Genomic DNA, 25699 nt, shown 5'->3' with positions numbered 1-25699 from the left:
TTTGATTTTTATCACAAAAACAGAAAGTTATGAACCAATATGATTGATGGATCAAAGTGGGTATGCTTCACAATATCTTATTCTCAAACTTTAAGAAAATTGTTATCATTAGCACATGGATTGCCGCTAGACAGCGTTTTTTATTTTTTAGCGAAGAGATCTTAATTTAAACGGGATTAAATACTTTTATAAACCTATTTTATCGTTTTTTTATGTTAAATTTAATCTAATTTATGTAATCACTTGTTTTGATGAGTTAAATTGTTAAATTAGTATTAATTTCCCTATCATTTTTAATGACTTAATGTTGCAATGTGCCAAGTTAGGACCAACGTAATGAGCAAACTTAGACTATTGGAATTATTATGATTCCAAGATATTGGGCGGGGGTGGGCCTCTATCCATTCCTGACAAAATGCACTGTCATATTTTACCTGCATGTATTTTTTAGTATTTTGATAACTACTAAGTTATTGCAGCATTCTACTAACTCGCAACTTCTTGATATTTCGAGAGGAAAATAAACTCAAAGAAATTTTTTCCGAAAAGGAGATGGATCTGCTGTGAAACATGCTAATACCATTACTTATTGTTACAGACACTCAAAAAAATCAAAAATATTAGAAGATAAATAGGTAAAGGTAATAACAACCATAAAACACTAACTACAAACATTATTGATGAAAACCGTTCGGATAAAATAGAGTTGGGCTGGAAATTTTAGAGAAAAGCGAATAGTTATTACATTTCTTAAATAATCCTAAAAACAAAAGAAGCAATCTAAAAAAATTTATTTGGAGATATTATCTTAAATTCAAAAACGGAATGGTTAATAGTCTTTAGGCTGAATTAAGAGTTGTTCAGTCTTCTCATTAAAGCCAATTTTTTTCCAGATAATGGATATTTTGTGTTCCTTTATAAAAAGCCCTATCCTCCATCATCGTTTGGTGAAATGAGATATTAGTTTTTATTCCTTCAATCACCAGTTCAGTTAAAGCGTTTTTAACGCGGGAAATAGCTTCAGGACGATTTTCATTATAAGCAATTAATTTTCCAATCAGGGAATCATAATAGGGAGGAACTCGATAATTTGTATAGAGATGGGAATCCATACGTACGCCCAATCCGCCAGGTGCATGATAAGCAGTTATCACTCCGGGAGACGGCATAAAATTTTTAGGGTCCTCAGCGTTAATACGACATTCAATTGCGTGCCCTTTAATTGCAATATCTTTTTGTTTATAGCGTAAAGGATGTCCAGCAGCCACATGAATTTGCTCTTTTACAATATCAACACCCGTAACCATTTCTGTGATGGGATGTTCAACCTGAACTCGCGTGTTCATTTCGATAAAATAAAATTCACCTTTCTCGTATAGAAATTCAAATGTTCCAGCACCTCGATAATTCATAGTAACACAAGCTTGAGTACACTGTTCACCGATAGCAGCGCGTTGCTCTAGTGTTATACCTGGAGCGGGAGCCTCTTCAATAACTTTTTGATGACGACGTTGCATCGAACAGTCACGTTCTCCAAGATGAATAGCATGCCCTTTACCATCACCAAGAATTTGGATTTCAATATGTCTGGGATTTTCAAGGTATTTTTCCATGTAAATTTCATCCGTTCCAAAAGCAACAGCTGCTTCTGTCCGTGTTAAGGCAATTAAATTTAATAAATCCACCTCTTGATGAACAACACGAATGCCTCGACCACCACCACCACCACCAGCTTTGATTAAAACAGGATAACCAATTCGATGAGCTATCTCTATATTGGCATTATTATTTTTACTTAGGGCACCATCAGAACCAGGAATACAAGGTAGACCTATTTTTCTCATCGCTTTAATAGCTGAGATTTTATTTCCCATAAGATGGATAGTATCATGAGTGGGTCCAATAAATGTAAATCCACTTTTTTCTACTTGCTCAGCAAAATTAGGGTTTTCTGCAAGAAAACCATATCCTGGGTGAATAGCATCAGCATGAGCGATTTCAGCGGCTGAAATGACAGCTGGAATATTCAGATAACTGCTAGTGCTATTGGGTGGTCCAATGCAAACCGCTTCGTCTGCCAGTCGTACATGCATAAGATTTTGATCAACGGTAGAATAAGCTGCCACCGTCTGGATACCGATTTCCTTGCAGGCTCGATGAATGCGTAAGGCAATTTCACCGCGGTTAGCGATTAATACTTTTTTAAACATGAAAATATCGTCTAGCCCTTAGCCTTGTTCAATAACAAAGAGTGGTTGATCAAATTCTACAGGCTGTTCATTTTCAACAAGGCAAGCACTAACGACACCACTCTTATCAGCTTCAATTTTATTAAACATTTTCATTGCTTCAATAAGACACACTGTCTCGCCTACTGAAATTCGCTGTCCAACCTCTACGAAAGGTTTTGCTCCAGGCATTGGTGATAAATAGACCGTCCCTACCATGGGGGACTTTAAAGAGTGACCATTTAAGGCAACATGGGCTGAAATCTCACTTACCTCCGGTGTCATCATCAGAGCATTTCTAGAAAAGGGTTCCTCTGGTGAATCAGTTATGACGGTAGTAGGAGCAGGAGGTACTATAGAAGACCGTTGTTGAGGGAATCGACTGATGCGTACTAATTCTTGGCCGGATTTTACTTCAATTTCTTCCACCTCTGTTTCACGAATTAATTCAATGAGTTTTTTAATCTTGCGAATGTCCACAGAAATTTCTTTTATCAGGTCAGGAAATAATTAACCACCACTATTCCCATTTACACGAGAATCACTTGTTAGTAATTTTGCCTCATCTTGTCTTAGTTGTCTAGAATCGAAAATTGATCATCTTATTTGCTACAGACCTCAGTAAGATCTAACTTATTTTATTAAAAACCAGTTTAATCAAAAACGCTTAGCTAGAATAAGTTTTATCTTATTTTGAACAGTAGATATATGCCCTAATATTAATTAATAATTACCTAGAAGATCTTCTCATGGTAAGACTATGTAAGGAATTTCCAGAATCTTTAACATTTCCTTTTATACTCTTGAATTTGGAAAAGTTGATTGGTTCGTCTGTTCTTAGGAAATATATCAATCCAAATAAAAATCAATTAGAATAAAATTGATCCAGGTCTTAAGCTATTTATTTTTAATAGTTACTTGGTTCTTGAATTAAATAAATCAAAAAAAATTTTTCTTTATTCCTATTTTGAGTTTCTGATCTTCCCGAAAAAGGATACAGAGGGTTGATATTTCCAGAGAAATTGCGAACTAAGACCATCTATGGAAATAAATAAAATTAATCCCACTAATTATCTTATTTTTTACAATGCGTAGAATTAATGACTAATATGAGAGTTCATAGTAGATTAGTAATGTTATCCGATAAATATGCGCTAATATTTAAATAGCTGTTACCCAAATGGGCAGCTGCGTGTCAAGGACAAGTGTACTTTTATCACTTTAATTAATCTAAATAAAGTAAGATAACCCAAAGTTTTGAAATGCAAATGACAGTGCCACTAAGAAGCACTATAGTTTCTATTTTTGAACATGCTGCGAGGTATAACGTCTATACTCAACTAATAGTGGGAGTAGTAAGTTGTATACAATTCTCAACTAAGAAATAACCACTGTTTCGAAATGAGCAGATAGATACCTTTATCCAAAACTTTGTTGGGTAATCTATCGTAAAAATAAAGCATTGAGCTGGTAGTTTTTAATTAAGAGGAATTAGGTATTTTAAATCGGATGAAACAAACCGATAATTTTCAAGGTCGGTTTTAAGTAAATTGGAAGGGATCTGATTGCATTAAGAAGTAGAAAGAATCGAATCCATTCTATGTGTTAAATAACAATATCACATTTGGTAATCTTTAAGTGCAATGCTTGATCAAAGAGGTAAATTGTTCAAGTGGTATGTGTAGTAGAGAAATAAATAGTAACCAGCTTTGCGAATAAAAAGCGTCTCATTTTCTTATTTTAACATCTTACTGATTGTGGTTTTTCTATAAACTCTATTTCCTTCGGAAATACGTTGGATACTATTGATATCCACAATTAATAAATATTTCCAACAGAGAAGAACATTATGTATGAACTGACAGAAAAATAATCTAATGAATAAAACATTTAGAAACCACTAACCCATTAAAATTTCTAAGTGCTCGATAACATTTGACGCAATACAAATTGCAAAATGCCATCGTGTTGGTAGTAAGCTAATTCATTTTTGGTTTCGATTCGACAACGCAGCGGAATTTTTTCGATCATTGTGTTTTTACGCTTGATTGTCATAATGACATCTCTACCTGGGTGTAAATTATTTTCTATTCCTGTAATATCAATTATTTCATTGCCCTCTAATTTTAGACTTTTGCGATTAGCGCCATTTTTAAATTCGAGCGGTAAAATACCCATACTCACCAAATTGGAACGATGAATACGTTCAAAACTTTCCGCAATAACAGCTTTAACACCTAATAATCGTGGACCCTTAGCAGCCCAATCGCGTGAAGAACCTGTGCCATATTCCCTTCCAGCGATTACTATCAGCGGGACATTTTCATGGCGGTATTTCATTGCAGCATCGTAAATAGATAATTGCTCGCCATCAGGGAGATGTTTAGTGAATCCCCCTTCTATGTTAGATAGCATTTCATTTCGAATGCGAATATTGGCAAAAGTGCCTCGCATCATTACTTCGTGATTTCCTCGACGAGAACCGTAAGAATTGAAATTTTTAACGTCGATACCCTTTTCAATTAAATACTTACCGGCCGGGCTGTCTGATTTAATAGCACCTGCTGGAGAAATGTGATCCGTTGTTACACTGTCGCCAAAGATTGCTAAAATACGCGCCTTCTTTATCTCTTTGAGAGATTTAGAGTGAGTCCCCATACTTTCAAAAAATGGTGGTTTTTTTACGTAAGTGGAATCTTCCTGCCAATTAAATGTATTACCTGTAGATACAGTAATACGTTGCCATTCAGAATCGCCCTTAAAAACATCCAAATATTCTTTATGAAACATCTCATGATGCACCTGATGGACTACTTCAGCAATTTCCGCATTCGACGGCCAGATATCATGTAAGTAAACTAACTTACCTTGATCATTAATTCCTACTGGATCTTTAGTAAGATCAATTCGAGTGGTTCCTACTAGAGCAAAAACTACTACTAGAGGAGGTGAAGCTAACCAATTCGCTTTAATCAAAGGGTGGATCCGACCTTCGAAGTTACGATTGCCGGATAAAACGGCTGAAACAATTAAATCATTTTTTGTAATTGTTTTAATAATTGTTTCAAGCAAAGGCCCAGAGTTACCAATGCAAGTTGTACAACCATAGCCTACCAGATAAAACCCAAGCTGTTCTAAGTAATCAATTAATCCCGTTTTTTGTAAATAATTTGTTACTACTTTAGATCCTGGGGCTAGCGATGATTTTACCCAAGGTTTTTTTCGCAGACCTTTTTCCACCGCTTTTTTAGCAATCAGGCCTGCAGCAAGCATTACATTGGGATTTGAGGTGTTAGTGCAACTTGTAATTGCTGCAATAACTACATCTCCATGATGAAGATTGAAATCGTCGGTACTTTTGAACGCTTGGTTTAATTCTTGAGCTTGCGCGGCCGTAGTAATAAAATTTTCGGTGGCTCTTTTTAAATCAGGTAGCTTAACACGATCTTGTGGTCGTTTCGGACCTGCTAGACTAGGTTCAACCGCGGAAAGATCTAGTGAGAGCGTATCACTAAAAGCAGGTTCTGGAGTGTCTTTATTATACCAGGTACCCTGTGCTTGGGAATAGGCTTTCACTAGTTCAATGATCTTAGGGTCACGACTAGTTAGTTTCATGTATTTGATGCTTTCTGCATCGATAGGAAATAAACCACAAGTAGCTCCGTATTCTGGAGCCATATTGCTAATAGTTGCGCGATCAGAAATAGGAAGCTCAGCAAGACCTGGGCCATAAAACTCCACGAATTTTCCAACTACTCCTTTCTGTCGTAGCATTTGAGTTACCGTTAAAACAAGGTCGGTAGCGCTTACCCCTTCTTGTAACTTACCTGATAGACGAAAGCCCACTACTTTAGGAATTAACATAGATATAGGTTGGCCTAGCATGGCTGCCTCTGCCTCAATTCCACCTACACCCCATCCTAGAACACCCAGACCATTAATCATAGTAGTGTGACTATCCATACCAACGACGGTATCTGGATAGGCAAATAGTTTATCTCCTACTTGACTAGACCATACCCCGCGCCCTAAATATTCTAAATTTACTTGATGGCAAATACCGTTTCCTGGTGGGACTAATTGGAAATGATGAAACGATTGTTGTCCCCATTTTAGAAATGTATATCGTTCATAATTCCGTTGCATTTCTATATGCATATTATTATAGAAAGCTTTTTTATTTCCAAATTCATCTACTTGCACTGAATGGTCAATGATGAGATCTACGGGACAAAGAGGGTTAATTTTAGTTGGGTCGCCTTTCATGTTTGCTATAGCATCACGCATAGCGGCTAAATCTACTACAGCAGGAACGCCAGTAAAATCTTGCATTAATACCCTAGCGGGATGATAAGCGATTTCTTGATTGGAATGTTGTTCTCTTAGCCAATGTGCAAAAGCTTCAATATGTTTATAAGTAACTGTTTGGCCGTCTTCGTGTCGTAATTGATTTTCTAAAAGAATTTTTAGAGAGTAAGGTAAAGAATGAATATTTGATAGCCCTGCCTCTTCTGCTGCTGTGAGACTATGATAATAATAAGTTTCACCATTAACGATTAGTGTGCGTAATGTTTTGAATGAATCTAACATAAAATAACCTCACAGCAGCAGAAGTTGATCTCGCACTGAGCTTATCATAATCTTTATCTTGCAACCCAATCTTTGGCTCCGTCACAGAAAAATTCTACTTTTTTATTTTGTTTCCGCTTTCGCCCTTGAATTTTTACTCAACGCCCTCATATACTTAATGATTATAGCTCGCGCTTAGTGAGCTTGTGTAAGTGAAATTTAAATTATGGAGAGAGTAAGCATGAATATACGTCCATTACACGATCGAGTGGTGGTCCATCGTCTTGAAGAGAAAGAGCGTACTTCAGCAGGTGGTATCGTCATTCCAGACTCTGCCGCTGAAAAACCTTCTGAAGGGAAAATCGTTGCGGTCGGTCCAGGAAAATTTGAGAATGGTGAAACTCGCCCTTTGAATGTCAAAGTGGGTGACCGTATTTTATTTGGTAAATATGCTGGTACCGAAGTCAAAATTAGTGGCAAGGAATATGTCGTCATGCGAGAAGATGACATTATGGGTGTATTAACTGAAAAATAATCAAAGTGGAAATAAGAGGTAGAAGAAAATGGCTGCAAAAGTTTTAAAGTTTTCTCATGAGGCGTTACATGCCATGAGTCGTGGTGTGGATGTTTTGGCAAACGCTGTAAAAGTGACCTTAGGCCCTAAAGGGCGTAACGTTGTACTGGATAAATCGTTTGGTGCCCCAGCCATTACTAAAGATGGTGTAAGCGTTGCCAAAGAAATTGAGTTGAAAGATAAATTCGAAAATATGGGCGCCCAAATGGTTAAAGAGGTAGCTTCTCGTACTTCAGACGATGCTGGTGATGGCACGACAACCGCTACCGTATTGGCTCAAGCTATTTTAGTGGAAGGTATTAAGGCAGTTATAGCTGGTATGAATCCAATGGATTTAAAGCGCGGTATTGACAAAGCAGTAATCGCTGCTGTCGCAGAATTAAAACAAATTTCTAAACCTTGCGCAGATAAAACTGCCATTGCTCAAGTAGGGACCATTTCGGCTAACTCAGATGAATCTATCGGTCAAATCATTGCGGATGCGATGGAAAGAGTAGGTAAAGAAGGTGTTATCACTGTAGAAGATGGCTCTGGATTGGAAAATGAGTTAGAAGTAGTTGAAGGTATGCAGTTCGATCGTGGTTACCTGTCGCCTTACTTCGTTAATAACCAGCAGAATATGAGTTCGGAACTCGAAGATCCATTTATTCTATTGGTGGATAAAAAGATTTCTAATATTCGTGAATTAATTCCGTTGTTAGAAAATATTGCGAAATCGGGTCGACCACTCTTAGTAGTAGCAGAAGATGTTGAAGGAGAAGCCTTAGCGACTTTAGTTGTAAATAATATTCGAGGTGTTATGAAGGTAGCTGCTGTTAAGGCGCCAGGTTTTGGTGATCGTCGCAAGGCTATGTTACAAGATATTGCTATTCTGACGAATAGTAAAGTGATTTCTGAAGAAGTAGGGTTGTCTTTGGAATCGGCAAAATTGGATGACTTAGGTTCTGCTAAACGCGTAGTAGTTGCTAAAGAAGATACCACCATTATTGATGGAGCAGGTGATGCTGGGAATATTAAGGACCGCGTAAAACAAATTCGTGCAGAAATTGAAGCAAGTACTTCTGATTATGATAAAGAGAAATTGCAAGAACGACTTGCTAAATTGGCAGGTGGTGTTGCGGTCATTAAAGTAGGTGCTGCAACGGAAGTTGAAATGAAGGAGAAAAAAGCACGAGTAGAAGATGCTCTGCATGCAACCCGGGCTGCTGTGGAAGAAGGTGTAGTACCTGGGGGTGGTGTAGCGTTGATCCGTGTTATAAAGGCTTTGGAAAACAATAGTATTAATGTGGATAATGAAGATCAAAGCATGGGTGTTGAAATTGCGCGTCGTGCTATGGCGTACCCGCTTTCTCAGATTGTAAGAAATGCAGGGGAACAGGCTGCTGTTATTGCCGATAAGGTGTTGAGCCATAAAGATATGAATTATGGCTACAATGCTGCAAAAGGCGAATACGGTAATATGATTGAGATGGGTATTCTCGATCCCACCAAGGTTACCCGCACTGCTTTGCAAAATGCAGCTTCTATTGCTGGGCTCATGATTACTACGGAATGTATAGTGACTGAGGCTCCAAAAGAGAAAGATGAGTCTGTTGCTGGTGGTGATATGGGAGGAATGAGTGGTATGGGTGGCGGCGGCATGATGTAATTGCTTCCGAGCTTTTATCGATGAAAAACCCCCACCCGTGTGGGGGTTTTTCATTTTTATTTTACAGGAATATCACCTTTATTTTACAGGAATATCACCGCGACAGGCTTTTAACGAAAGGTTTTCTAAACCATATACCAAATGATCAAGATCCATTACTTTTCGACATGCAATAAAAATACCTGATATTGTACAGCTACGATCTATTCCGTTATGTTGAATGGTCAGTGTTTCCTTATTTCCACTAAAGATTACAAATTGATGGGAAAATAAGCTTGGAAGACGAACAGAATGGATAGGCACATTATTTTTTAATACTCCGCGAGCAGAGTTTCGATAGATTTCTCTTCCTTTAGAAGCAGGACGTACTTCTTCCATCATTTGAGCAGTTTTAATTGCAGTGCCTGAAGGAGCATCTACTTTATCAGGATGATGCATTTCAATAATTTCGGCATTGGAGAAATAACGGGCAGCATCCATGGAATATTTCATCATTAACACCGCTCCTAAAGAAAAATTAGGAGCAATTATTCCACCTAGTTTTTTTTTCTGACATTGTTTTGCTAAAATGTTAATCTGTTCTAGAGTCAATCCAGTGGTCCCAATTACAGGGCAGGCGCCCGCATCAATAATTATTTCTGTATTGACAAAAACTGCATCTTGGGTAGTGAAGTCAATAACGATATCTGCTTTTGTTGCTTTAATAATTTTCGATAAATTGTCTTGTCGGCCAGTTCCTGCAACTAAGTGAAAATCAGATTGAGTTAAAATACTTTTTTTAACCACACGGCCCATTTTACCGTTAACTCCATTGATAACAACATTGATCATTGAGATTGAAAATTTTTTGTTACAAAATCCCAATTAACTATATGCAAAAAATTGCTGATGTATTTGGAACGATCATTGCGTGTATCAATGTAATAGGCGTGTTCCCATAAATCACATGTTAATAATGGTTTTCTACCATCCCTCATAGGATTATGAGCATTTACTGTACTCAAGATTTCCAATTTCCCATTTTTATCTTTTATCAGCCAGGTCCATCCAGAGCCAAAATGATTATTAGCTGAATTAGTAAATTCCTCTTTAAATTTTTCGAAGGACTCAAAATGGCCTTTTATTGCTAGTTCTAAATCACTACTCAGGTCATGACCACCTTTCGGACTCATACAATGCCAATAGAAGGTATGATTCCAGCTTTGGGCTGCATTGTTAAAAATGCTCCCATCAGATTGCGTGATAATTTCTTCAAGGGATTTGCTCTCAAAGGATGTATTTTTAATGAGTTTGTTCAATTTATCCACGTAAGCGCGATGATGTTTGCCATAATGATATGATAGGGTTTCTTGAGAAATATAGTGTTCGAGGGCATTTAATTTATAGGGTAAATCCGGTAGTTCAAAAGCCACTTGAGTCTCCTTCTAATTAACTTAGAAATTCTTAGTAAAACTTGAGCTTAATAATTTTTTTAGATTTTTTCAAGTATCATAAATATTACAGTTTACCTACTTGTTTGGTGCAATATTTCTATTAATTTTAAATACCATTGTTTTCCCTTTATTTAAAGGGTATAATATATTTTCTTTCCTAATGTATTCATATTTCTAAAAAAGCTTAAAAAAAATCATCAGTATTAAAAAGCCGTACTATGTTAGAAGTACCTGAAAATAACAGAAATTGGTCTAAATTAGAACTATTTAGAAATTAAAGAGTGAGAAAGTACATCATGCAGCAGCGTTTCAAATTCCCGTTGTTGAATTTCAAAAACCCAGTACACTATAAATATAACATAAACCGCAATGTTTAACCTAAGATAGGACTAAAATAAATAAGAAGTATTGCATAATGGATGCATATCTGAAGCAGAGATATATTTTCGTAGGTTATATCTTCGCACTTCTGATCACCTTTTGGGTGACGATAGATGGAAAAGATAAAAGATTTATGGCTCTTCTCGTCTCCATCTTGGTCCAATTTTATTGACAATGTGGCAAAATAATGCAGCTGCACACTTGGCATCATAAATTGCGGAGTGCGCTTCGTTTTTATCAAATGGAATACGAGCCTCCTGCAGTGCTTTAGCTAATACAGGTTTGCCGAATACAGTAGCTGCTAGAGTAGCAGTATCAAGACAAGTAAATGTGTGAAATGGAGATTTTTTTATCTTACAACGCTTCATAGCCGCTTGAATAAAGGACAAATCAAAATGGGCGTTATGACCTACGAGAACTGCTCGACGACAGCCATGATTAACCACAGCTTTTTCCACGAACGTAAATAATTCCTGTAATGCTTTTTTTTCTTTAATAGCAAAGCGGAAAGGATGAAAAGGATCAATTCGCGTGATTTCTAAAGATACTGGGTCCAAAGAAGCACCTTCGAATGGTAATATATGACGAGCAAATAATTTTCCGGGATGTAATTTTTTTTCCTGATTAATTTCAACTAAAACAGTAGCTATTTCCAATAGAGGATTTTTAAGGGGTTCCAGTCCACCCGTTTCAACATCTATTACAACAGGAAGATAACCGCTAAATCTCTTTTTTAAAAGGTCGTTTGGATAGGAATCATTTTTGATCATAAGTCATAGGTTTCAATTTTCAAGTGATCTTTTAATGGCAAAGTGCGGCTAATCCGCCAGTTTAATATTTCACCTGCTAATAAGGGTATCACAGTGTCTGAACCAAAAGGTAAAGCTTGAGCTACTCGCCAAGTTTGTTTAACCAAAGTAATTTTTTTAGCATTAATTGGTAAACCGTAGAATCGTGCGCCAAAACGACTAGCAAAGCCTTCTAATTTGTCTAACGCATTATATCGATCAAATAGTTCTGTATAAATTTCGATAGCGGCAGGAGCGCTATAGATACCTGGAGCTCCACAAGCTGATTCTTTTTCTATTTTTGGATGAGGAGCACTGTCTGTACCTAAAAAGAATTTTGGATTACCGCTAATAGCTGCTTGAATAAGCGCAGCTTGATCTGAACTCGTCTTTAAAATTGGCAAACAATAATAATGAGGACGAAGACCTCCTTTTAATAAATGATCTCGGGTAAGCCAAAGGTGGTGAGGGGTAATAGTCGCTGCCAATGTTGGCAGCGCTGTCTCTGTAATAAAATCTACTGCTATTTTAGTAGAAATATGTTCTAGAACCATTCGTAAGTTTGGAAAATGCTTAATTAAATAAGTTAATTCTCGTTCGATAAAAACAGCTTCTCGGTCAAAAATGTCGATGGTTGGATCAATAGTTTCCCCGTGAATTAATAAGGGTAGATCCATAGATTGTAGTGCTTCTATAATGGAATAAATTTTCTGAAAGCTTTTAATACCTAATCGAGAATGTGTAGTTGTTCCCATAGGATAAAGTTTAAAAGCAATGATAAAGTTCGATTGTTTTGCTGCTTTAATTTCTTTTGGTGATAGAGTATCGGTAAGATAGAGTGTCATTAGAGGGGTAAATTTGGAATTGGCGGGAATATGCTGTTTGATTCTTTCATAATATGCTTTAGCTTGAGCCACTGTTGTGATCGGTGGCACTAAATTAGGCATAACAACTGCTTGCTCAAACTGGAGCGCAGCATCTGTGACGGTTCGTTCAAGGTATGGATAGTCACGTAAATGGCAATGCCAATCATCTGGCTGAATTATTGTAATTTTATTCATTCTCACTTGTTCCTAAATTCCAATTAAAACTGATTCTAGCAAAACTCATTTGATCCGTGTACAACTAAAAGTCTTTTTTCGAAAACTTCTAATAAAGCCCAAAAAAATGAAAAATGGTTTTTGTGACATTTTCGGCTACCTAAAGCTTTATTGCTTATTCTTCTTTTTGACATTCGAAAAATTCGAACGATGAAGAAATAAGGCACAAACTGCAGTAAATTACGTATAAAAAAGAAGAATTATATTGTTTAAATGAGGATCACCGCATCACTAATCAAAAGCAATATACAATCATACTCTCCATACACATATACACATGTTCAGCTAAAGAAGAAAAAGCGAAATTAAGTGAAAGTCCTTTGATGAGTTATTAGATTGAATGTCGAGAAAGTGTTGTTGGTGGAATATTGCAACCTATGGGAAAAATCAGTACGTGTTTAGACTCATCTTATCTCATACAAAGCGAACACTGGTAAGCATCTAAAATATATTTGTTTTGCAATTCGATGTCTATTTTAAAATCGCATTTTGCTATAATGGGTCCTAGGCTTCATTTTTGGAGTGGGTTTTTTATTTTTATCAGGTATTTATCCGCTAAGTATGATTTTTTATATTATTTTTCAAATTCTTGATATGAGATTATTTATTAGAGATCCCATCATTTTTTTAGATTTTCCAAATGAAGTTATAGTTAAACATTTTACCTCATGTATGTAAAAAGGTAGTATGTCTTTCTTCTGAAGTTATTCGCGTGATAAATTAATATTACTGAAATTAATTAATTTCCCAGCGAGAGTGGTTTTTATTACATTTTTAAGTTTCGAAATATTTTCATATACAATCATCTTCTTTCGTCAGTATCCTAAGTAAATGGTTTTTATTTAGGATACTCACATAAATCATTAATAAAACATTCAGGGCATTTAGGGCGACGAGCAATGCATATATAACGACCATGTAAAACGAGCCAATGATGAGCATCAGATAAATATTTTTTAGGGACTATCTTCATTAATTTATTTTCCACTGCTAAAGGCGTCCTTCCTGAAGCTAAACCAGTACGATTAGATACGCGAAAAATATGAGTATCGACTGCAATAGTAGAATAGCCAAAGGCAGTATTGAGAATAACGTTTGCTGTTTTACGACCAACTCCTGGTAGTGCTTCAAGTCCCTTCCGCGTTTTTGGTATTTGTGAATAGTGCTTTTCTATCAATATCTTACAGGTTTTTATTATATTTTTAGATTTGTTGTTATACAATCCGATAGATTTAATATAATTCCTTAAACCTTTTTCACCAAGATCTAACATTTTCAAAGGTGTATCTGCTACTTTAAATAGCTTTTTAGTGCTTTTATTAACACTCACATCGGTGGATTGAGCGGACAATATTACTGCAATTAATAATTCAAATTCAGAGCGATAAATTAATTCTGAAGTAGGTTTAGCATTATGAGCTTTGAAGCGGCGAAAGATTTCCTCGCATTCAATTTGATTCATGATATTTTTTTTTTGCATGAACGCGAGCTACAGCAGCTCGAACAGATTCTTGAAGAGCTTCTAGCGTTTTTTTAGAATTAACTAATTTTGCCTCCTGATGTTTCTGTTGCTGTTCATTTTTATCGTGTATGAGTCTTTTTTGACGTTTTTCATAACGCAAACGCCATTTTTGTGCATGATGTTTTTTTACTTCTGTGTTTATGGAAGGGAGTGTTTTTATTTCAATACAATTCATGGGACAAGAGGGAAGACACCGTTCACATCCTGTGCACGCATCAGTAATTATTGTGTGCATTAGCTTGGCAGCACCAATAATAGCATCGGTGGGGCAAACTTGAATGCATTTAGTACAACCAACACATTCCTCTTCACGAATGTTGGCTATGGACGGTAACTTTGCTTTTTTATGCATTTCAGCCATATACGGAGTCGGATCCTGACCTAATTGAGTGGCCACATTGATGAGCGTGTCAACTCCGCCTGGCAAACAACAGTTTATGGTAGCTTTATTATTTACGATTGCTGTGGCGTAAGGAAGACATGCCTCATAGTTGCACAAACCACATTGTGTTTGAGGTAATAAGTCATTCAGTTTATCAATTAACTCTTGCTTTGTACTCATTGAATTAATTGATCTGTAGCTTAGGTGTTATTCGTTGCATTAATGGTTTAAATGGATTAATAGAACAGTTAAGTAACGGTTCTTTTAAATTTGCGAAATTTAATTCATTGCAATTTAGAAATATTTCTACTTTTTTTGCTGTATTTGGCAAAATAGGTTTTAAATAAGTTGTTAACACTTTAAACAAATTTAATCCTTGTGTACACACAGCTTGAAGACGTTTTTCTTGACCAGCTTTTTTTACCAGCACCCATGGTTTTTCTTCATCGATATATTGATTAGCTCGATCAGCGAGAGTCATAATGATACGCACGACTTTTTTGTAATTTAAGGTTTCATAGCATTCTACGATATTTTTTTCAGTTTCTATAAATGATTCATATAGCGAAAGTTTCGGTAATTTATCAGCTAATTTTCCTTTTCGGTTTTTAGTGATGAAACCAGCGCACCGACTAGCTAAATTAACATATTTACCGACTAAATTGGCATTCACACGTTGAGTAAAATCCTCTAGATTGAAATCGATATCTTCTACTTTGGGGCCTAGTTTAGCAGCAAAATAATATCGTAAGTATTCCGGGTTCAATTGTTCTAGGTATTGACGGGCGGTAATAAATGTTCCACGAGATTTTGACATTTTCTGACCATTGATGGTAAGATAACCATGTACATAAATTCCTGTTGGCAAACGAAAGCCAGCACCGGCGAGCATGGCTGGCCAAAAAAGAGCGTGAAAATAAACGATATCCTTTCCTATGAAATGATAGAGTTCGGTTGAACTTTCTCTTTGCCAATAGAAATTAAAATCAATTTCGGCACGTTGCATAGTAAGGTTTTTTAAACTAGCCATGTAGCCAATTGGGGCATCTAACCATACATAAAAATATTTATCAACCGACCCAGGAATCTTAAAACCGAAATAAGGAGCATCGCGAGAAATATCCCAAGCTTTAAGGTCATTCGAAAACCATTCTTTTAATTTATTTACAACTTGAGGTTGCAAATGACCTCCATTTATCCAATTTTCTAATAAGTTTCTATACCGATTTAAAGAAAAAAAGTAATGTTTTGAACGCTCTTGTATAGGCTTAGCACCTGATAGAATGGAAACAGGATCAATTAATTCTGTAGAACTGTATGTAGCACCGCACGACTCACAAACATCACCGTATTGATCTAGCACTTCACAATGAGGACATGTACCACGAATAAAACGGTCAGGAAGAAATATATTTTGTACAGGGTCGTAAGCTTGTGAAATAGTTTCTGTAAAAATGTCGCCGTTATTTTTTAATTTCTGATAAACAAATTCTGATAATTTACGATTTTCGGGAGAATGTGTTGTATAAAAATTATCAAAATCTATTAAAAAATCAGAAAAATCTTTCGCATGGTCTTTATGCATTCTAGCTACTAGAGCTTCAGGGGAGATGCCTAGTTTTTGGGCAGTAATCATGATAGCGCTTCCATGAGCATCTTCTCCACAAATATAAAGACATGAATTTCCTAAAAGACGCTGAAAACGCACCCAAATGTCAGACTGGATATACTCTACCATATGTCCTAAATGAATAGGCCCATTAGCATAGGGAAAGGCAGCAGTAACTAGAATGTATCGTTTTTTTGTATCCATAGACTAACACTATACTCATTTTATTAAAGATTTTCATCTGGAAATTATTTTGTATTAGCTCTTAATTAACCATCTCACCTCAGCTCTTTTCCCTTCCCACTTAATCCTAAAGAGAATAAAATTGGAGTATATTTTTACACACCATTTCCTTTTATTTAGCGCAGTGCCTTTCCCCTTTTTAGATAAGGGTGTTTGAATAAGCGGAAGGACGTTTATGATATAATTTCTCTATGAAGCAATCCACGCGTGACAAATTAAAACAACGCTTTATTTCAGCATATGCAGTACAAGCAGGGCAAAAAGGAATTACTACAATTAAAAATATTATTGCTATTGCTTCAGGAAAAGGTGGCGTTGGAAAATCAACTACTGCTGTCAACCTTGCTTTAGCACTTTACAAGTTGGGAGCCGAAGTAGGTTTACTAGATGCCGACATTCATGGACCTAATCAGCCCATTATGCTAGGAGTTGACGAAAAGCCCAAAATTAGTTCTAACAAAAAATTTATTCCTCTTCGTCAGCATGGCATTCAATCAATTTCCATTGGCTATTTAATTGATATGCAAACCCCAACGATATGGCGTGGGCCGATGGTGAGCCAAGCTTTGCAGCAGTTAGTTTATGAAACGCTTTGGGAAGATCTTGATTTCCTTATCCTGGATTTACCTCCAGGCACAGGTGATATACCATTAACTTTAGCTAAAAAAGTTCCTCTTGCTGGAGCTATCATCGTTACTACTCCTCAAAAGGTGGCTTTAATTGATGCAGGTAAGGCACTTATGATGTTTAAAAAACTGGGTATTACGATTTTAGGTATCATTGAAAATATGACAACTTATAAATGTCCTCATTGTAACCACGAAGAAACAATTTTTGGAAATGGGGGTGGAAAAAGAATGGCTGAAAGTAGCGATATCCCCTTATTAGGACAAATGCCTCTCAATATTACTATTCGTAAAAACTCGGACAGAGGAATACCTGCAGTGATTGCAGATCCGGATAGCTCTATAGCAAAAATTTATCAGGATATTGCCTCTAAATTAGTGGAACAATTGTCATTACAGCCGATTAATTATGGCATAAAATTCCCAAATATCGTAGTGGAGAAAACAAAATAATGTCAATTAAGTCAGATAAATGGATTCGACGTATGGCGAAATCCTATGGAATGATTAGCCCTTTTGAACCTAATCAAGTTCGACAAACATCATCGGGGAAGATTTTATCTTACGGAACTTCGAGCTACGGTTACGATGTTCGTTGTGCGGACAAATTTAAAGTTTTTACCAATATTAATACCTCCATTGTTGACCCAAAAAACTTTGACCGAAATAGTTTTGTGGATTTAAAAGTGGATGTTTGTATTATTCCACCTAATTCTTTCGCTTTAGCCTGTACAATAGAATATCTAAAAATTCCGCGGAATATATTGACCATTTGTTTAGGAAAATCTACTTACGCACGATGTGGAATTATCGTCAATATCACACCATTAGAGCCCGAATGGGAAGGACATGTTACCCTAGAATTTTCTAATACTACCAATTTGCCTGCTAAGATTTATGCTTATGAAGGTATTGCACAAATGTTATTTTTAGAATCTGACGAAGTCTGCGATCTTTCTTATAAAGATCGCAGAGGGAAATACCAAGGTCAACGAGGAGTAATGCTGCCAATCGCTTAAAATTTAGTACACCGAAGTTTGACATAATGAAAATGAGCTCTTGTGTGATATTCTAATCTTCAGAGTTTAACGAAGACAAACTGATTCCTATATCTGTCCTAGCACTACTGCTCGGGTTAGGGTTATTAGGGTTATTAGGGTTGGATTTATGTAATATAGTACAGTCCTCAGGGTATTGAGGTAGAGTATGGTTAAATGGGGCACTGTGGTGGGGTATGGCTAATTTTCTACATCATAGCTCAGAATCAGTCTTCTTACTACGTTGAAAATCAGAAAATCCAGTGATAACAATCCTGGAAATGAGAAATTCTGTGCAAAGATTTATCTGCTTCTACGATTATTACAAATTATCAAAAGATCTCACAAATATTGTTTATTTAAAGTTAAACACAATAAATTGGTTTTTAATGGATTGTTTATCCTCTTTTAGAATCCAGACTGAAGAGATAATAAATTTCTGTTATTTTTCTGTGATTTTTTATAGTGAGTTACGATGCATTTGCTAATGCTAATTCACTATTTAGTATCAACAAAATCCTCTGCTAGTCGACATTATAGTTTCAAGTTATATTCACTTTTGATAAAATGGCTTTCCGTTTTCAGTAAAAGCGGGGAAGTTGTATGACACGGTACATCTTTATTACCGGCGGAGTGGTCTCTTCCTTAGGAAAAGGCATTACTTCGGCGTCTCTTGGTGCAATTCTTGAAGCACAAGGCCTTAAGATTAATCTTCTCAAACTTGATCCTTATATCAATGTCGATCCTGGAACTATGAATCCTTTCCAGCATGGTGAAGTATTTGTAACAGAAGATGGGGCAGAAACAGATTTAGATTTGGGGCATTATGAACGCTTTGTTAATATGGCCATGACGCGGAAAAATAATTTCACGACAGGACAGGTTTATGCCGATGTAATTAGAAAAGAAAGAAAAGGCGATTACTTAGGTGGAACAATTCAAGTTATTCCCCATATTACCGATGAAATTAAAGAGAAAATTCTTGTAGGTGCTAGTGAGTCTGATATCGCTTTAGTAGAAATTGGAGGAACTGTTGGAGATATCGAATCTCTACCGTTCCTAGAAACTATTCGTCAGATGCGTATTGAATTAGGAGAAGACAGGACTTTATTCATTCATTTAACATTGGTACCCTACATTGTTGTTGCAGGAGAAATTAAAACTAAACCCACTCAGCATTCAGTGAAAGAATTACGTTCCATTGGTATTCAGCCTGATATTTTAGTATGCCGTTCCGAACAGTTCTTGTCAAAAGCTGCGCGGGCAAAAATTGCTTTATTCACTAATGTGGCTATATCGGATGTCATTTCTTTATCTGATGTAGAATCTATTTATGAAATTCCTTTGGTTTTATATGATCAAGGGTTGGGAGATCAAGTCTGTAAAAAATTAAAAATTGAGGCGGTTCCAGCTAATTTGGACGATTGGAAAAAAGTGATAGCAGCACAAAAAAAGCATCTTTACACAGTGACTATTGCTGTAGTTGGGAAGTATGTAGACCTTTCGGATTCTTACAAATCCTTAAGCGAGGCGCTTATTCATGCCGGTATCCACACAAACACGCAGATTAATATTAAATATATCGATTCTGAAGCGATTGGATTACAAGGCACTAATTTTTTAAAAAATGCAGATGCTATTTTAGTGCCGGGTGGATTTGGATCGAGAGGTATTGAGGGGAAAATTTTAGCGGTACGTTATGCACGGGAAAATAATATCCCTTACTTAGGGATCTGCTTGGGAATGCAAGTTGCAGTAATTGAATTTGCTCGTCATAAAGCAATGATGAAAAATGCTAATAGCACAGAATTTGATCCAAATACCCCCTACCCAGTCGTAGCATTAGTGAGTGAATGGTTGGCGAAGGAGGGCATGATTAAAAAACGTAAACTCGGGGAAAATTTAGGTGGAACAATGCGACTAGGTGGGCAAGCCTGCCAACTTAAACCTCAAACACTAGCAAGACAACTTTATGGTAAAGATATTATTACAGAACGACATCGTCATCGCTATGAAATTAATAATGATTGGATTGGAGAATTAGAAAAAAGAAATCTAATTGTATCAGGACGTTCGATTGATGGTTGTCTCGTAGAGATGATTGAGTTATCTGATCACCCCTGGTTTGTGGGCTGTCAATTCCATCCTGAATTCACATCTACCCCTCGTAAAGGGCATCCACTTTTTATTAGCTTTGTTAAAGCTGCATTGGCGAGTCAGGAAAGAAAAGAATTGGTGTTCGGAATACCCATAGATAAAATGGGATAAAATAAATTTTTTATTATTATTTTTATTTAATTTTATCAAAAACTATCAGTGGATAATCATAATAGTTATTATAAAGCTTTTCCAAGCACGTGTTTGTTATTCCTTATTAATTTCTTTAAAGTGTGGAAATGAAAATCGCTAATTTTGAAATAGGCTTAGATAAGCCTTTATTTTTAATTGCAGGGCCTTGTGTAATTGAAAGCGAGCAACTTGTCCTAGATATGGCAAATGAGCTCAAGTCAATTACCCAGGCACTTAGAATGCCTTTTATTTTTAAGGCTTCCTTTGATAAAGCTAATCGCTCTTCTCATTTGAGTTACCGAGGTCCTGGCATTGAAAAAGGATTAGCCATACTTGAAAAAGTTAAAAAAATAACTAACGTTCCAGTTTTAACTGATGTTCATGAAGATACGCTATTAAATGAAGTAACTTCCATCGTGGATGTGTTACAAACCCCAGCTTTTTTATGCCGACAAAGTAATTTTATTCGCAATGTTGCAGCCTGTGGTAAACCTGTTAACATAAAAAAAGGACAATTTCTAGCGCCATGGGATATGAAACAAGTGGTGGCCAAAGCATTAGCAACAGGAAATGAAAAAATTATGGTTTGCGAACGAGGTTATGCTTTTGGTTATAATAATTTAATTTCTGATATGCGGTCTTTGGTTATCATGCGTGAGACTACTTGCCCAGTAGTGTTTGATGCCACGCATTCTGTTCAATTACCTGGAGGTCAAAGGCTAAGCTCAGGAGGACAACGTGAATTTATTCCTGTCTTGGCACGTGCTGCAGTTGCAACTGGAATTTCCGGGATTTTTATGGAGACTCATCCGAATCCTGATCAGGCATTAAGCGATGGATCTAGTTCATGGCCATTAGGAAAGATGCAACATCTATTAAGGGTGTTGAAAGCTATTGATAAAGTTGTTAAAAATCAGAATTATAGAAAGTAGCTTAGAAACTCGAGAAAAATAGGTATTTGAGAGCATAGTAATCAGCAATGCTATAGTAATTTCTATGAAAACCATCATTACCGATATTGATGCTTGTGAGATTTTAGATTCCCGTGGTAATCCTACCATTGCGGTGGAAGTTACATTGTCCTCCCATACGCGAGGTTTTGTTACTATACCTTCTGGAGTTTCAGCTGGTAAGCATGAAGCTGTGGAGTTGCGCGATAACGATCTCGATCGTTATGGGGGGAAGGGTGTTTTGCAAGCGGTGGAAAATGTAAACGGCCCTATTCGAGATGCCTTATTAGATCAAGATCCAGGGTCGCAAGAAGATATCGATCGCATTATGATTGAATTAGATGGGACGGAAAATAAAGCTAATTTGGGTGCCAACGCAATTCTTGGCGTCTCTTTAGCAGTGGCCTATGCAGCAGCTAATGATGCTAATCTGCCTTTATACCGCTATTTAGGGGGCGATGGCCCTTTTAGTATGCCTGTTCCCATGATGAATATCATAAATGGTGGAGTGCACGCAAATAATAATTTAGACTTTCAAGAATTTATGATTGTTCCTTTAGGAGCGCCGACTTTTTCTGAAGCTTTACGTTACGGAGCTGAGGTTTTTCATGCATTAAAACGCCGTTTGACATCACAAGGATTGATGACGACTGTCGGTGATGAAGGGGGTTTTGCTCCAGATTTACCACGAACCGAAGCAGCGTTTGAATTAATTTTAGAAGCTATTGAAGATGCTCATTATATTCCAGGTAAGGATATTTATTTAGCTCTTGATGCAGCGAGTTCAGAACTCTATCAAGAAGAATATTATCTCTTTGAAAGTAATAAACTCACTAGTGAAGTGTTAATCAATCGTTATTCAGAATGGACAAAAAAATATCCCCTCATTTCTATTGAAGATGGACTCTCTGAACATGATTGGACAAGTTGGGAATTATTAACGAAACACCTTGGGAAAAAAGTGCAACTAGTAGGGGATGATATTTTTGTCACAAACTCAAAAATTCTTGAAGCAGGAATTAAAGATGGTATAGGAAATGCTATTTTAATTAAGCTTAATCAAATTGGAACTTTAACGGAAACGTTAGCTACTGTAGGCTTAGCTAAGAGTGTTAATTACGGCGTTATTATTTCTCATCGTTCTGGTGAAACAGAAGATACTACAATTGCTGATTTAGCAGTAGCAACCACCGCTGGGCAAATAAAGACAGGTTCTTTATGCCGATCTGACCGAGTAGCTAAATATAATCGACTTCTGCAAATTGAGCGTGAACTCGGTGAACAAGCGCCGTATACTAGCAGGCAAGCACTTCCTTTTTTAGAGTAAAAAGCGATTAAAAATGCGTTTGATTATTTTAATTCTTTTAACTACGTTCTTTTTGTTACAGTATCAATTGTGGTTTGCAGCAAGTAGTATTTTATCAGCTTATCGCCTTTACGAAAATCTTAATTATCAAGCAGTTGAGAATAAAAAATTAACAGAGCGTAACACTGTATTAATAGCCGATATTTTTTATTTAAAACATGGTAATCAGGCCATAGAAGAATGTGCTCGGAACGATTTAGGAATGATTAAAAAAAGTGAAGTATTTTATCAAATTGCTAATCTTTATCAGTAGTTCTAAAGAAAGTTCCCAACAAAAAAGCTTTTTCGACTCTTTTATCGTCAAATTAGATGCAAAATGTTAAGCTTCCTGCTATGAAAAGTACCTTAGATAAGAAATTGCACTTATTACTTTCCAATGATGACGGTGTGTATGCAAAAGGACTATCAATTTTAGCCAAAACCTTGGGAGATCTCGGTCGCGTGAACGTCGTAGCGCCAGATCGTAATCGTAGTGGTGCGAGTAATTCTTTAACTTTGCATGCCCCATTACATATTAAAAACTTAGAAAACGGAATGATCAGTGTAGAAGGAACGCCTACCGATTGTGTTCATTTGGCCATTACAGGAGTACTTCTGGAAATGCCAGATATGGTGGTAGCTGGGATTAATGATGGACCTAATTTAGGTGATGACGTTTGGTATTCCGGCACAATCGCTGCTGCTATGGAAGGGCGGTTTTTAGGTTTGCCTGCACTAGCAGTTTCGTTGGCAGGAGAACAATTTTGTTATCACAAAACAGCAGCCAAAGTAACTCGACAATTAATTAGACATATTATAAAAGATCCTTTACCACCTACTATGATATTAAATATCAACGTACCAGATCTGCCATACCATGAATTAAAGGGTTTTAAAATTACTCGGTTAGGTACTCGACATCGAGCTGAGCCAATAATTCGACAAATTGATCCTCGTGGTCATCCTATCTATTGGGTAGGGGCAGCAGGAGCTGAACAAGATGCAGGTCCTGGGACAGATTTTTTTGCCATCAACAATCAATATGTTTCAATAACTCCATTGCGTGTGGATCTTACTTATTATGAAGCTTTTGATCCATTAGTTACTTGGATAAAACATCTTGAAAAATAAGAGTACTACTTCTGCATGGTAAGCTTTATCTAAAAAGTTGAGGTTTCGGTCTGGCAAAATATTAGACGTTTCAAGTTAAACTGGGTGAGATTGCCACATCGTGAGTTTTAGTTTGAATTACTAGACTGCATCTATAATGAGTAATTTGCATCTCCCCACTTGATTCAATCTGGTATGGTCTTATAAATGATAATTATTCCTCGATCGATTGATGAAGTTGTTTTTGTAGTGATACTTGGAATACGAGATTATGTAATTTTTAATTACAAAACATAATGGCATTACCTTAATACTTATGCATTCAACAGACAAATCCTCTTTGTAACTTCGAGCCAATAAACCCGATTTTAACCAATTGTCATAGTAAAGTAATACCGATGATACCGATGTATGCTTCGACTTTGGGAAAGTAAAATTAAAAAAAGCTACTTCTGTATAGAAAAACCATTAAAAAAATAAAAACATATTTAGCAAAAAGGTTGTTTAAGTTCATAGAGTGATTTTTGTAAAATAAAAGGAAGCACCTTCAAAAAATGAAATGTCGCGAATAATTGAAGGATGTTGTTTTCTTTTAAAAGTGAGGAAAAACTAAAATTCGATCTAAACATTTTTCTTGATGAAAGCAAATGTTAAAATTGCTTCTTTGAAAGAGGACAGATAATGGCGAAACGTGAAAAACTTCAATTTGCTGGACAGAGATACTATGAAATAACTCAATCGGATTTACCACTTTCTTGCCCTATGCCAAAATATCATCTCTGGGATGCTCATCCTCGGGTTTACTTACCTATTAAGCAAGAAGGCTATTTTGTATGTCCTTATTGTGGAGCTAAGTATATTTTAAAAGATCTTAAATAACTTCAGGAAATGATGAAAATATCATTTATAAAAAATAAAAAAATTTAAACCGCTGATCTGTGTCAACTTATTCTCCAACCATGTGGTTTCGATTGAAAGATTATTATCGGCTTTCTTTGTATTATATACTGCTATATGATTAATAATTTTCTCACCTAATTCTTGTAGGTCAGATTAACGCTTTCCTGGATTTGATAAAATCTGCTGCTAAAATCGTATAAGGATAGAGGTAGGAAGGAGAGGGTGCGCTTGCTTTAGATGACCGTACCTGTGTACCTGTGTACCTGTGTACCTGTGTACCTGTGTACCTGTGTACCTGTGTTTAAGTGCTTAATTACTTTAAGAAATATAAATCAAATCAAATGACAAATTTTAGAATCAAACCTAAATTCACGTTAAATCATCTTTTATCGTCACTCAAAAAATTTATTTTAGATTTGTGTCTCTGGACGGAATCCTAAGTGCTGTGGTACTTCCTTTAGGAAGTACTATTGTTAACAACTAAAATGGCTTTACAAATCTAGTGCAAGATTTTGAATACGTTAACAAAATATTTTCAAATACGATCTGTAAAATGATGCTATTTTTACTCGAACAAATTCGCACATTACACTATTTATTTGATCAAAGTCAAAAAACGACAGACCGCGCTTGGCACACCACTGAATCCCACTGTAGAATCCGTAATTACTAATTTATCGTCGAAACTTTTTCCCATTATCTGTTTTTTCCTTGAGTTTTTAATATCATCGATATTTTAGATCCACGCGCTCCTTAGCCAATTTAAACCCATGATTTGTGAAATCCAATTTAATATTCAATGGAATAAAAAAATAACATCTTAACCAAGTAAGATGTTATTTTTTTATTCCTTGGACAGTTAGTTATTATAAATCTCGAAATTTAGCTATAATTTTGATAGATTTGGACAATGGTTTTTATAGTGTTGATTTTCATAATGAGCAGCAATTCTTTGATTGTATTGT

Annotated in this window: 20 protein-coding genes; 10 read left to right on the top strand and 10 right to left on the bottom strand. The window is 36.1% G+C overall.

What is annotated here, in order from left to right; translation table 11 throughout:
* Positions 1-872 precede the first annotated feature (872 nt).
* The 3 genes from accC to acnA form a co-directional block, all read right to left on the bottom strand.
* Positions 873-2210, bottom strand: a complete 1338-nt coding sequence (gene accC / locus ONG85_RS00865; protein ID WP_264435704.1) for an acetyl-CoA carboxylase biotin carboxylase subunit — start codon at positions 2208-2210, stop codon at positions 873-875.
* Positions 2211-2228: 18 nt separating this feature from the next.
* Positions 2229-2708, bottom strand: coding sequence for an acetyl-CoA carboxylase biotin carboxyl carrier protein (gene accB / locus ONG85_RS00860; RefSeq protein WP_264435703.1), 480 nt, complete (start codon positions 2706-2708; stop codon positions 2229-2231).
* Between the two features lie 1437 nt (positions 2709-4145).
* The gene (gene acnA / locus ONG85_RS00855) at positions 4146-6818 is read right to left on the bottom strand and encodes an aconitate hydratase AcnA (RefSeq protein ID WP_264435702.1); all 2673 of its coding nucleotides are present in this window, start codon (positions 6816-6818) and stop codon (positions 4146-4148) included.
* 220 nt (positions 6819-7038) lie between these two features.
* Here acnA and ONG85_RS00850 point away from each other — a divergent pair, with 220 nt between their 5' ends.
* Both ONG85_RS00850 and groL read left to right on the top strand, forming a co-directional pair.
* Positions 7039-7332 carry a co-chaperone GroES gene (locus tag ONG85_RS00850; protein WP_264435701.1) on the top strand — a complete coding sequence of 98 codons (294 nt, stop codon included), beginning with the start codon at positions 7039-7041 and terminating at the stop codon, positions 7330-7332.
* 28 nt (positions 7333-7360) lie between these two features.
* Positions 7361-9019 (top strand): chaperonin GroEL, encoded by a 1659-nt coding sequence (gene groL / locus ONG85_RS00845; RefSeq protein WP_264435700.1) that lies wholly within the window; start codon positions 7361-7363, stop codon positions 9017-9019.
* A gap of 78 nt (positions 9020-9097) precedes the next feature.
* On the opposite strand, the gene dapB is transcribed toward groL, so the two are convergent.
* The 7 genes from dapB to metG all read right to left on the bottom strand — a co-directional run bounded on the left by dapB (position 9098) and on the right by metG (position 16438).
* Positions 9098-9850, bottom strand: a complete 753-nt coding sequence (gene dapB, locus ONG85_RS00840) for a 4-hydroxy-tetrahydrodipicolinate reductase (protein WP_264435699.1) — start codon at positions 9848-9850, stop codon at positions 9098-9100.
* A complete protein-coding gene (locus ONG85_RS00835; protein WP_264435698.1) occupies positions 9847-10431 on the bottom strand; it encodes a superoxide dismutase in 585 nt (194 codons plus the stop codon). Before ONG85_RS00835 ends, dapB begins: the two co-directional genes overlap by 4 nt.
* A 533-nt stretch (positions 10432-10964) precedes the next feature.
* On the bottom strand, positions 10965-11603 hold the full coding sequence (locus tag ONG85_RS00830) for an exonuclease domain-containing protein (RefSeq protein ID WP_264435697.1): 639 nt from the start codon (positions 11601-11603) through the stop codon (positions 10965-10967).
* Positions 11600-12682: a dihydroorotase gene (gene pyrC / locus ONG85_RS00825; RefSeq protein WP_264435696.1), complete on the bottom strand. Its 1083-nt coding sequence runs from the start codon at positions 12680-12682 to the stop codon at positions 11600-11602. Before pyrC ends, ONG85_RS00830 begins: the two co-directional genes overlap by 4 nt.
* 877 nt (positions 12683-13559) lie before the next feature.
* Positions 13560-14183 carry an endonuclease III gene (gene nth / locus ONG85_RS00820; protein ID WP_264435860.1) on the bottom strand — a complete coding sequence of 208 codons (624 nt, stop codon included), beginning with the start codon at positions 14181-14183 and terminating at the stop codon, positions 13560-13562.
* Positions 14170-14805: an RnfABCDGE type electron transport complex subunit B gene (locus ONG85_RS00815; protein WP_264435695.1), complete on the bottom strand. Its 636-nt coding sequence runs from the start codon at positions 14803-14805 to the stop codon at positions 14170-14172. The genes nth and ONG85_RS00815 overlap by 14 nt, the downstream gene beginning before the upstream one ends.
* A gap of 4 nt (positions 14806-14809) precedes the next feature.
* Positions 14810-16438, bottom strand: coding sequence for a methionine--tRNA ligase (metG, locus tag ONG85_RS00810; RefSeq protein WP_264435694.1), 1629 nt, complete (start codon positions 16436-16438; stop codon positions 14810-14812).
* 230 nt (positions 16439-16668) lie between these two features.
* Between metG and apbC the strand changes: the two genes are divergently transcribed.
* From apbC to ONG85_RS00770, 8 genes are all read left to right on the top strand, one after another.
* Positions 16669-17556: an iron-sulfur cluster carrier protein ApbC gene (apbC, locus tag ONG85_RS00805; protein WP_264435693.1), complete on the top strand. Its 888-nt coding sequence runs from the start codon at positions 16669-16671 to the stop codon at positions 17554-17556.
* Positions 17556-18122, top strand: coding sequence for a dCTP deaminase (gene dcd / locus ONG85_RS00800; protein ID WP_264435692.1), 567 nt, complete (start codon positions 17556-17558; stop codon positions 18120-18122). The genes apbC and dcd overlap by 1 nt, the downstream gene beginning before the upstream one ends.
* Before the next feature lie 621 nt (positions 18123-18743).
* The gene (locus ONG85_RS00795) at positions 18744-20408 is read left to right on the top strand and encodes a CTP synthase (RefSeq protein WP_264435691.1); all 1665 of its coding nucleotides are present in this window, start codon (positions 18744-18746) and stop codon (positions 20406-20408) included.
* Between the two features lie 122 nt (positions 20409-20530).
* A complete protein-coding gene (kdsA, locus tag ONG85_RS00790; RefSeq protein WP_264435690.1) occupies positions 20531-21361 on the top strand; it encodes a 3-deoxy-8-phosphooctulonate synthase in 831 nt (276 codons plus the stop codon).
* A gap of 64 nt (positions 21362-21425) precedes the next feature.
* Positions 21426-22706 carry a phosphopyruvate hydratase gene (eno, locus tag ONG85_RS00785; protein WP_264435689.1) on the top strand — a complete coding sequence of 427 codons (1281 nt, stop codon included), beginning with the start codon at positions 21426-21428 and terminating at the stop codon, positions 22704-22706.
* 13 nt (positions 22707-22719) lie between these two features.
* Positions 22720-22998 (top strand): septum formation initiator family protein, encoded by a 279-nt coding sequence (locus ONG85_RS00780; protein WP_264435688.1) that lies wholly within the window; start codon positions 22720-22722, stop codon positions 22996-22998.
* Positions 22999-23102: 104 nt separating this feature from the next.
* Positions 23103-23855, top strand: a complete 753-nt coding sequence (surE, locus tag ONG85_RS00775) for a 5'/3'-nucleotidase SurE (RefSeq protein WP_264435859.1) — start codon at positions 23103-23105, stop codon at positions 23853-23855.
* A 660-nt stretch (positions 23856-24515) separates the two neighbouring features.
* Positions 24516-24713, top strand: a complete 198-nt coding sequence (locus tag ONG85_RS00770; RefSeq protein ID WP_264435687.1) for a zinc-finger domain-containing protein — start codon at positions 24516-24518, stop codon at positions 24711-24713.
* Positions 24714-25699 lie beyond the last annotated feature (986 nt).

The sequence above is a fragment of the Coxiella endosymbiont of Dermacentor marginatus genome, assembly GCF_907164955.1.
Classification (GTDB): domain Bacteria; phylum Pseudomonadota; class Gammaproteobacteria; order Coxiellales; family Coxiellaceae; genus Coxiella.
This window is presented reverse-complemented; position numbering and strand designations above follow the sequence as displayed.

What these genes read in the sequence shown, in the direction of transcription:
- accC (WP_264435704.1), bottom strand. Translation starts at nt 2,210, where the DNA reads ATGTTTAAAAAAGTATTAATCGCTAACCGCGGTGAAATTGCCTTACGC.
- acnA (WP_264435702.1), bottom strand. Translation starts at nt 6,818, where the DNA reads ATGTTAGATTCATTCAAAACATTACGCACACTAATCGTTAATGGTGAA.
- ONG85_RS00850 (WP_264435701.1), top strand. Translation starts at nt 7,039, where the DNA reads ATGAATATACGTCCATTACACGATCGAGTGGTGGTCCATCGTCTTGAA.
- groL (WP_264435700.1), top strand. Translation starts at nt 7,361, where the DNA reads ATGGCTGCAAAAGTTTTAAAGTTTTCTCATGAGGCGTTACATGCCATG.
- dapB (WP_264435699.1), bottom strand. Translation starts at nt 9,850, where the DNA reads ATGATCAATGTTGTTATCAATGGAGTTAACGGTAAAATGGGCCGTGTG.
- ONG85_RS00830 (WP_264435697.1), bottom strand. Translation starts at nt 11,603, where the DNA reads ATGATCAAAAATGATTCCTATCCAAACGACCTTTTAAAAAAGAGATTT.
- pyrC (WP_264435696.1), bottom strand. Translation starts at nt 12,682, where the DNA reads ATGAATAAAATTACAATAATTCAGCCAGATGATTGGCATTGCCATTTA.
- nth (WP_264435860.1), bottom strand. Translation starts at nt 14,183, where the DNA reads ATGAATCAAATTGAATGCGAGGAAATCTTTCGCCGCTTCAAAGCTCAT.
- ONG85_RS00815 (WP_264435695.1), bottom strand. Translation starts at nt 14,805, where the DNA reads ATGAGTACAAAGCAAGAGTTAATTGATAAACTGAATGACTTATTACCT.
- metG (WP_264435694.1), bottom strand. Translation starts at nt 16,438, where the DNA reads ATGGATACAAAAAAACGATACATTCTAGTTACTGCTGCCTTTCCCTAT.
- apbC (WP_264435693.1), top strand. Translation starts at nt 16,669, where the DNA reads ATGAAGCAATCCACGCGTGACAAATTAAAACAACGCTTTATTTCAGCA.
- dcd (WP_264435692.1), top strand. Translation starts at nt 17,556, where the DNA reads ATGTCAATTAAGTCAGATAAATGGATTCGACGTATGGCGAAATCCTAT.
- ONG85_RS00795 (WP_264435691.1), top strand. Translation starts at nt 18,744, where the DNA reads ATGACACGGTACATCTTTATTACCGGCGGAGTGGTCTCTTCCTTAGGA.
- eno (WP_264435689.1), top strand. Translation starts at nt 21,426, where the DNA reads ATGAAAACCATCATTACCGATATTGATGCTTGTGAGATTTTAGATTCC.
- ONG85_RS00780 (WP_264435688.1), top strand. Translation starts at nt 22,720, where the DNA reads ATGCGTTTGATTATTTTAATTCTTTTAACTACGTTCTTTTTGTTACAG.
- ONG85_RS00770 (WP_264435687.1), top strand. Translation starts at nt 24,516, where the DNA reads ATGGCGAAACGTGAAAAACTTCAATTTGCTGGACAGAGATACTATGAA.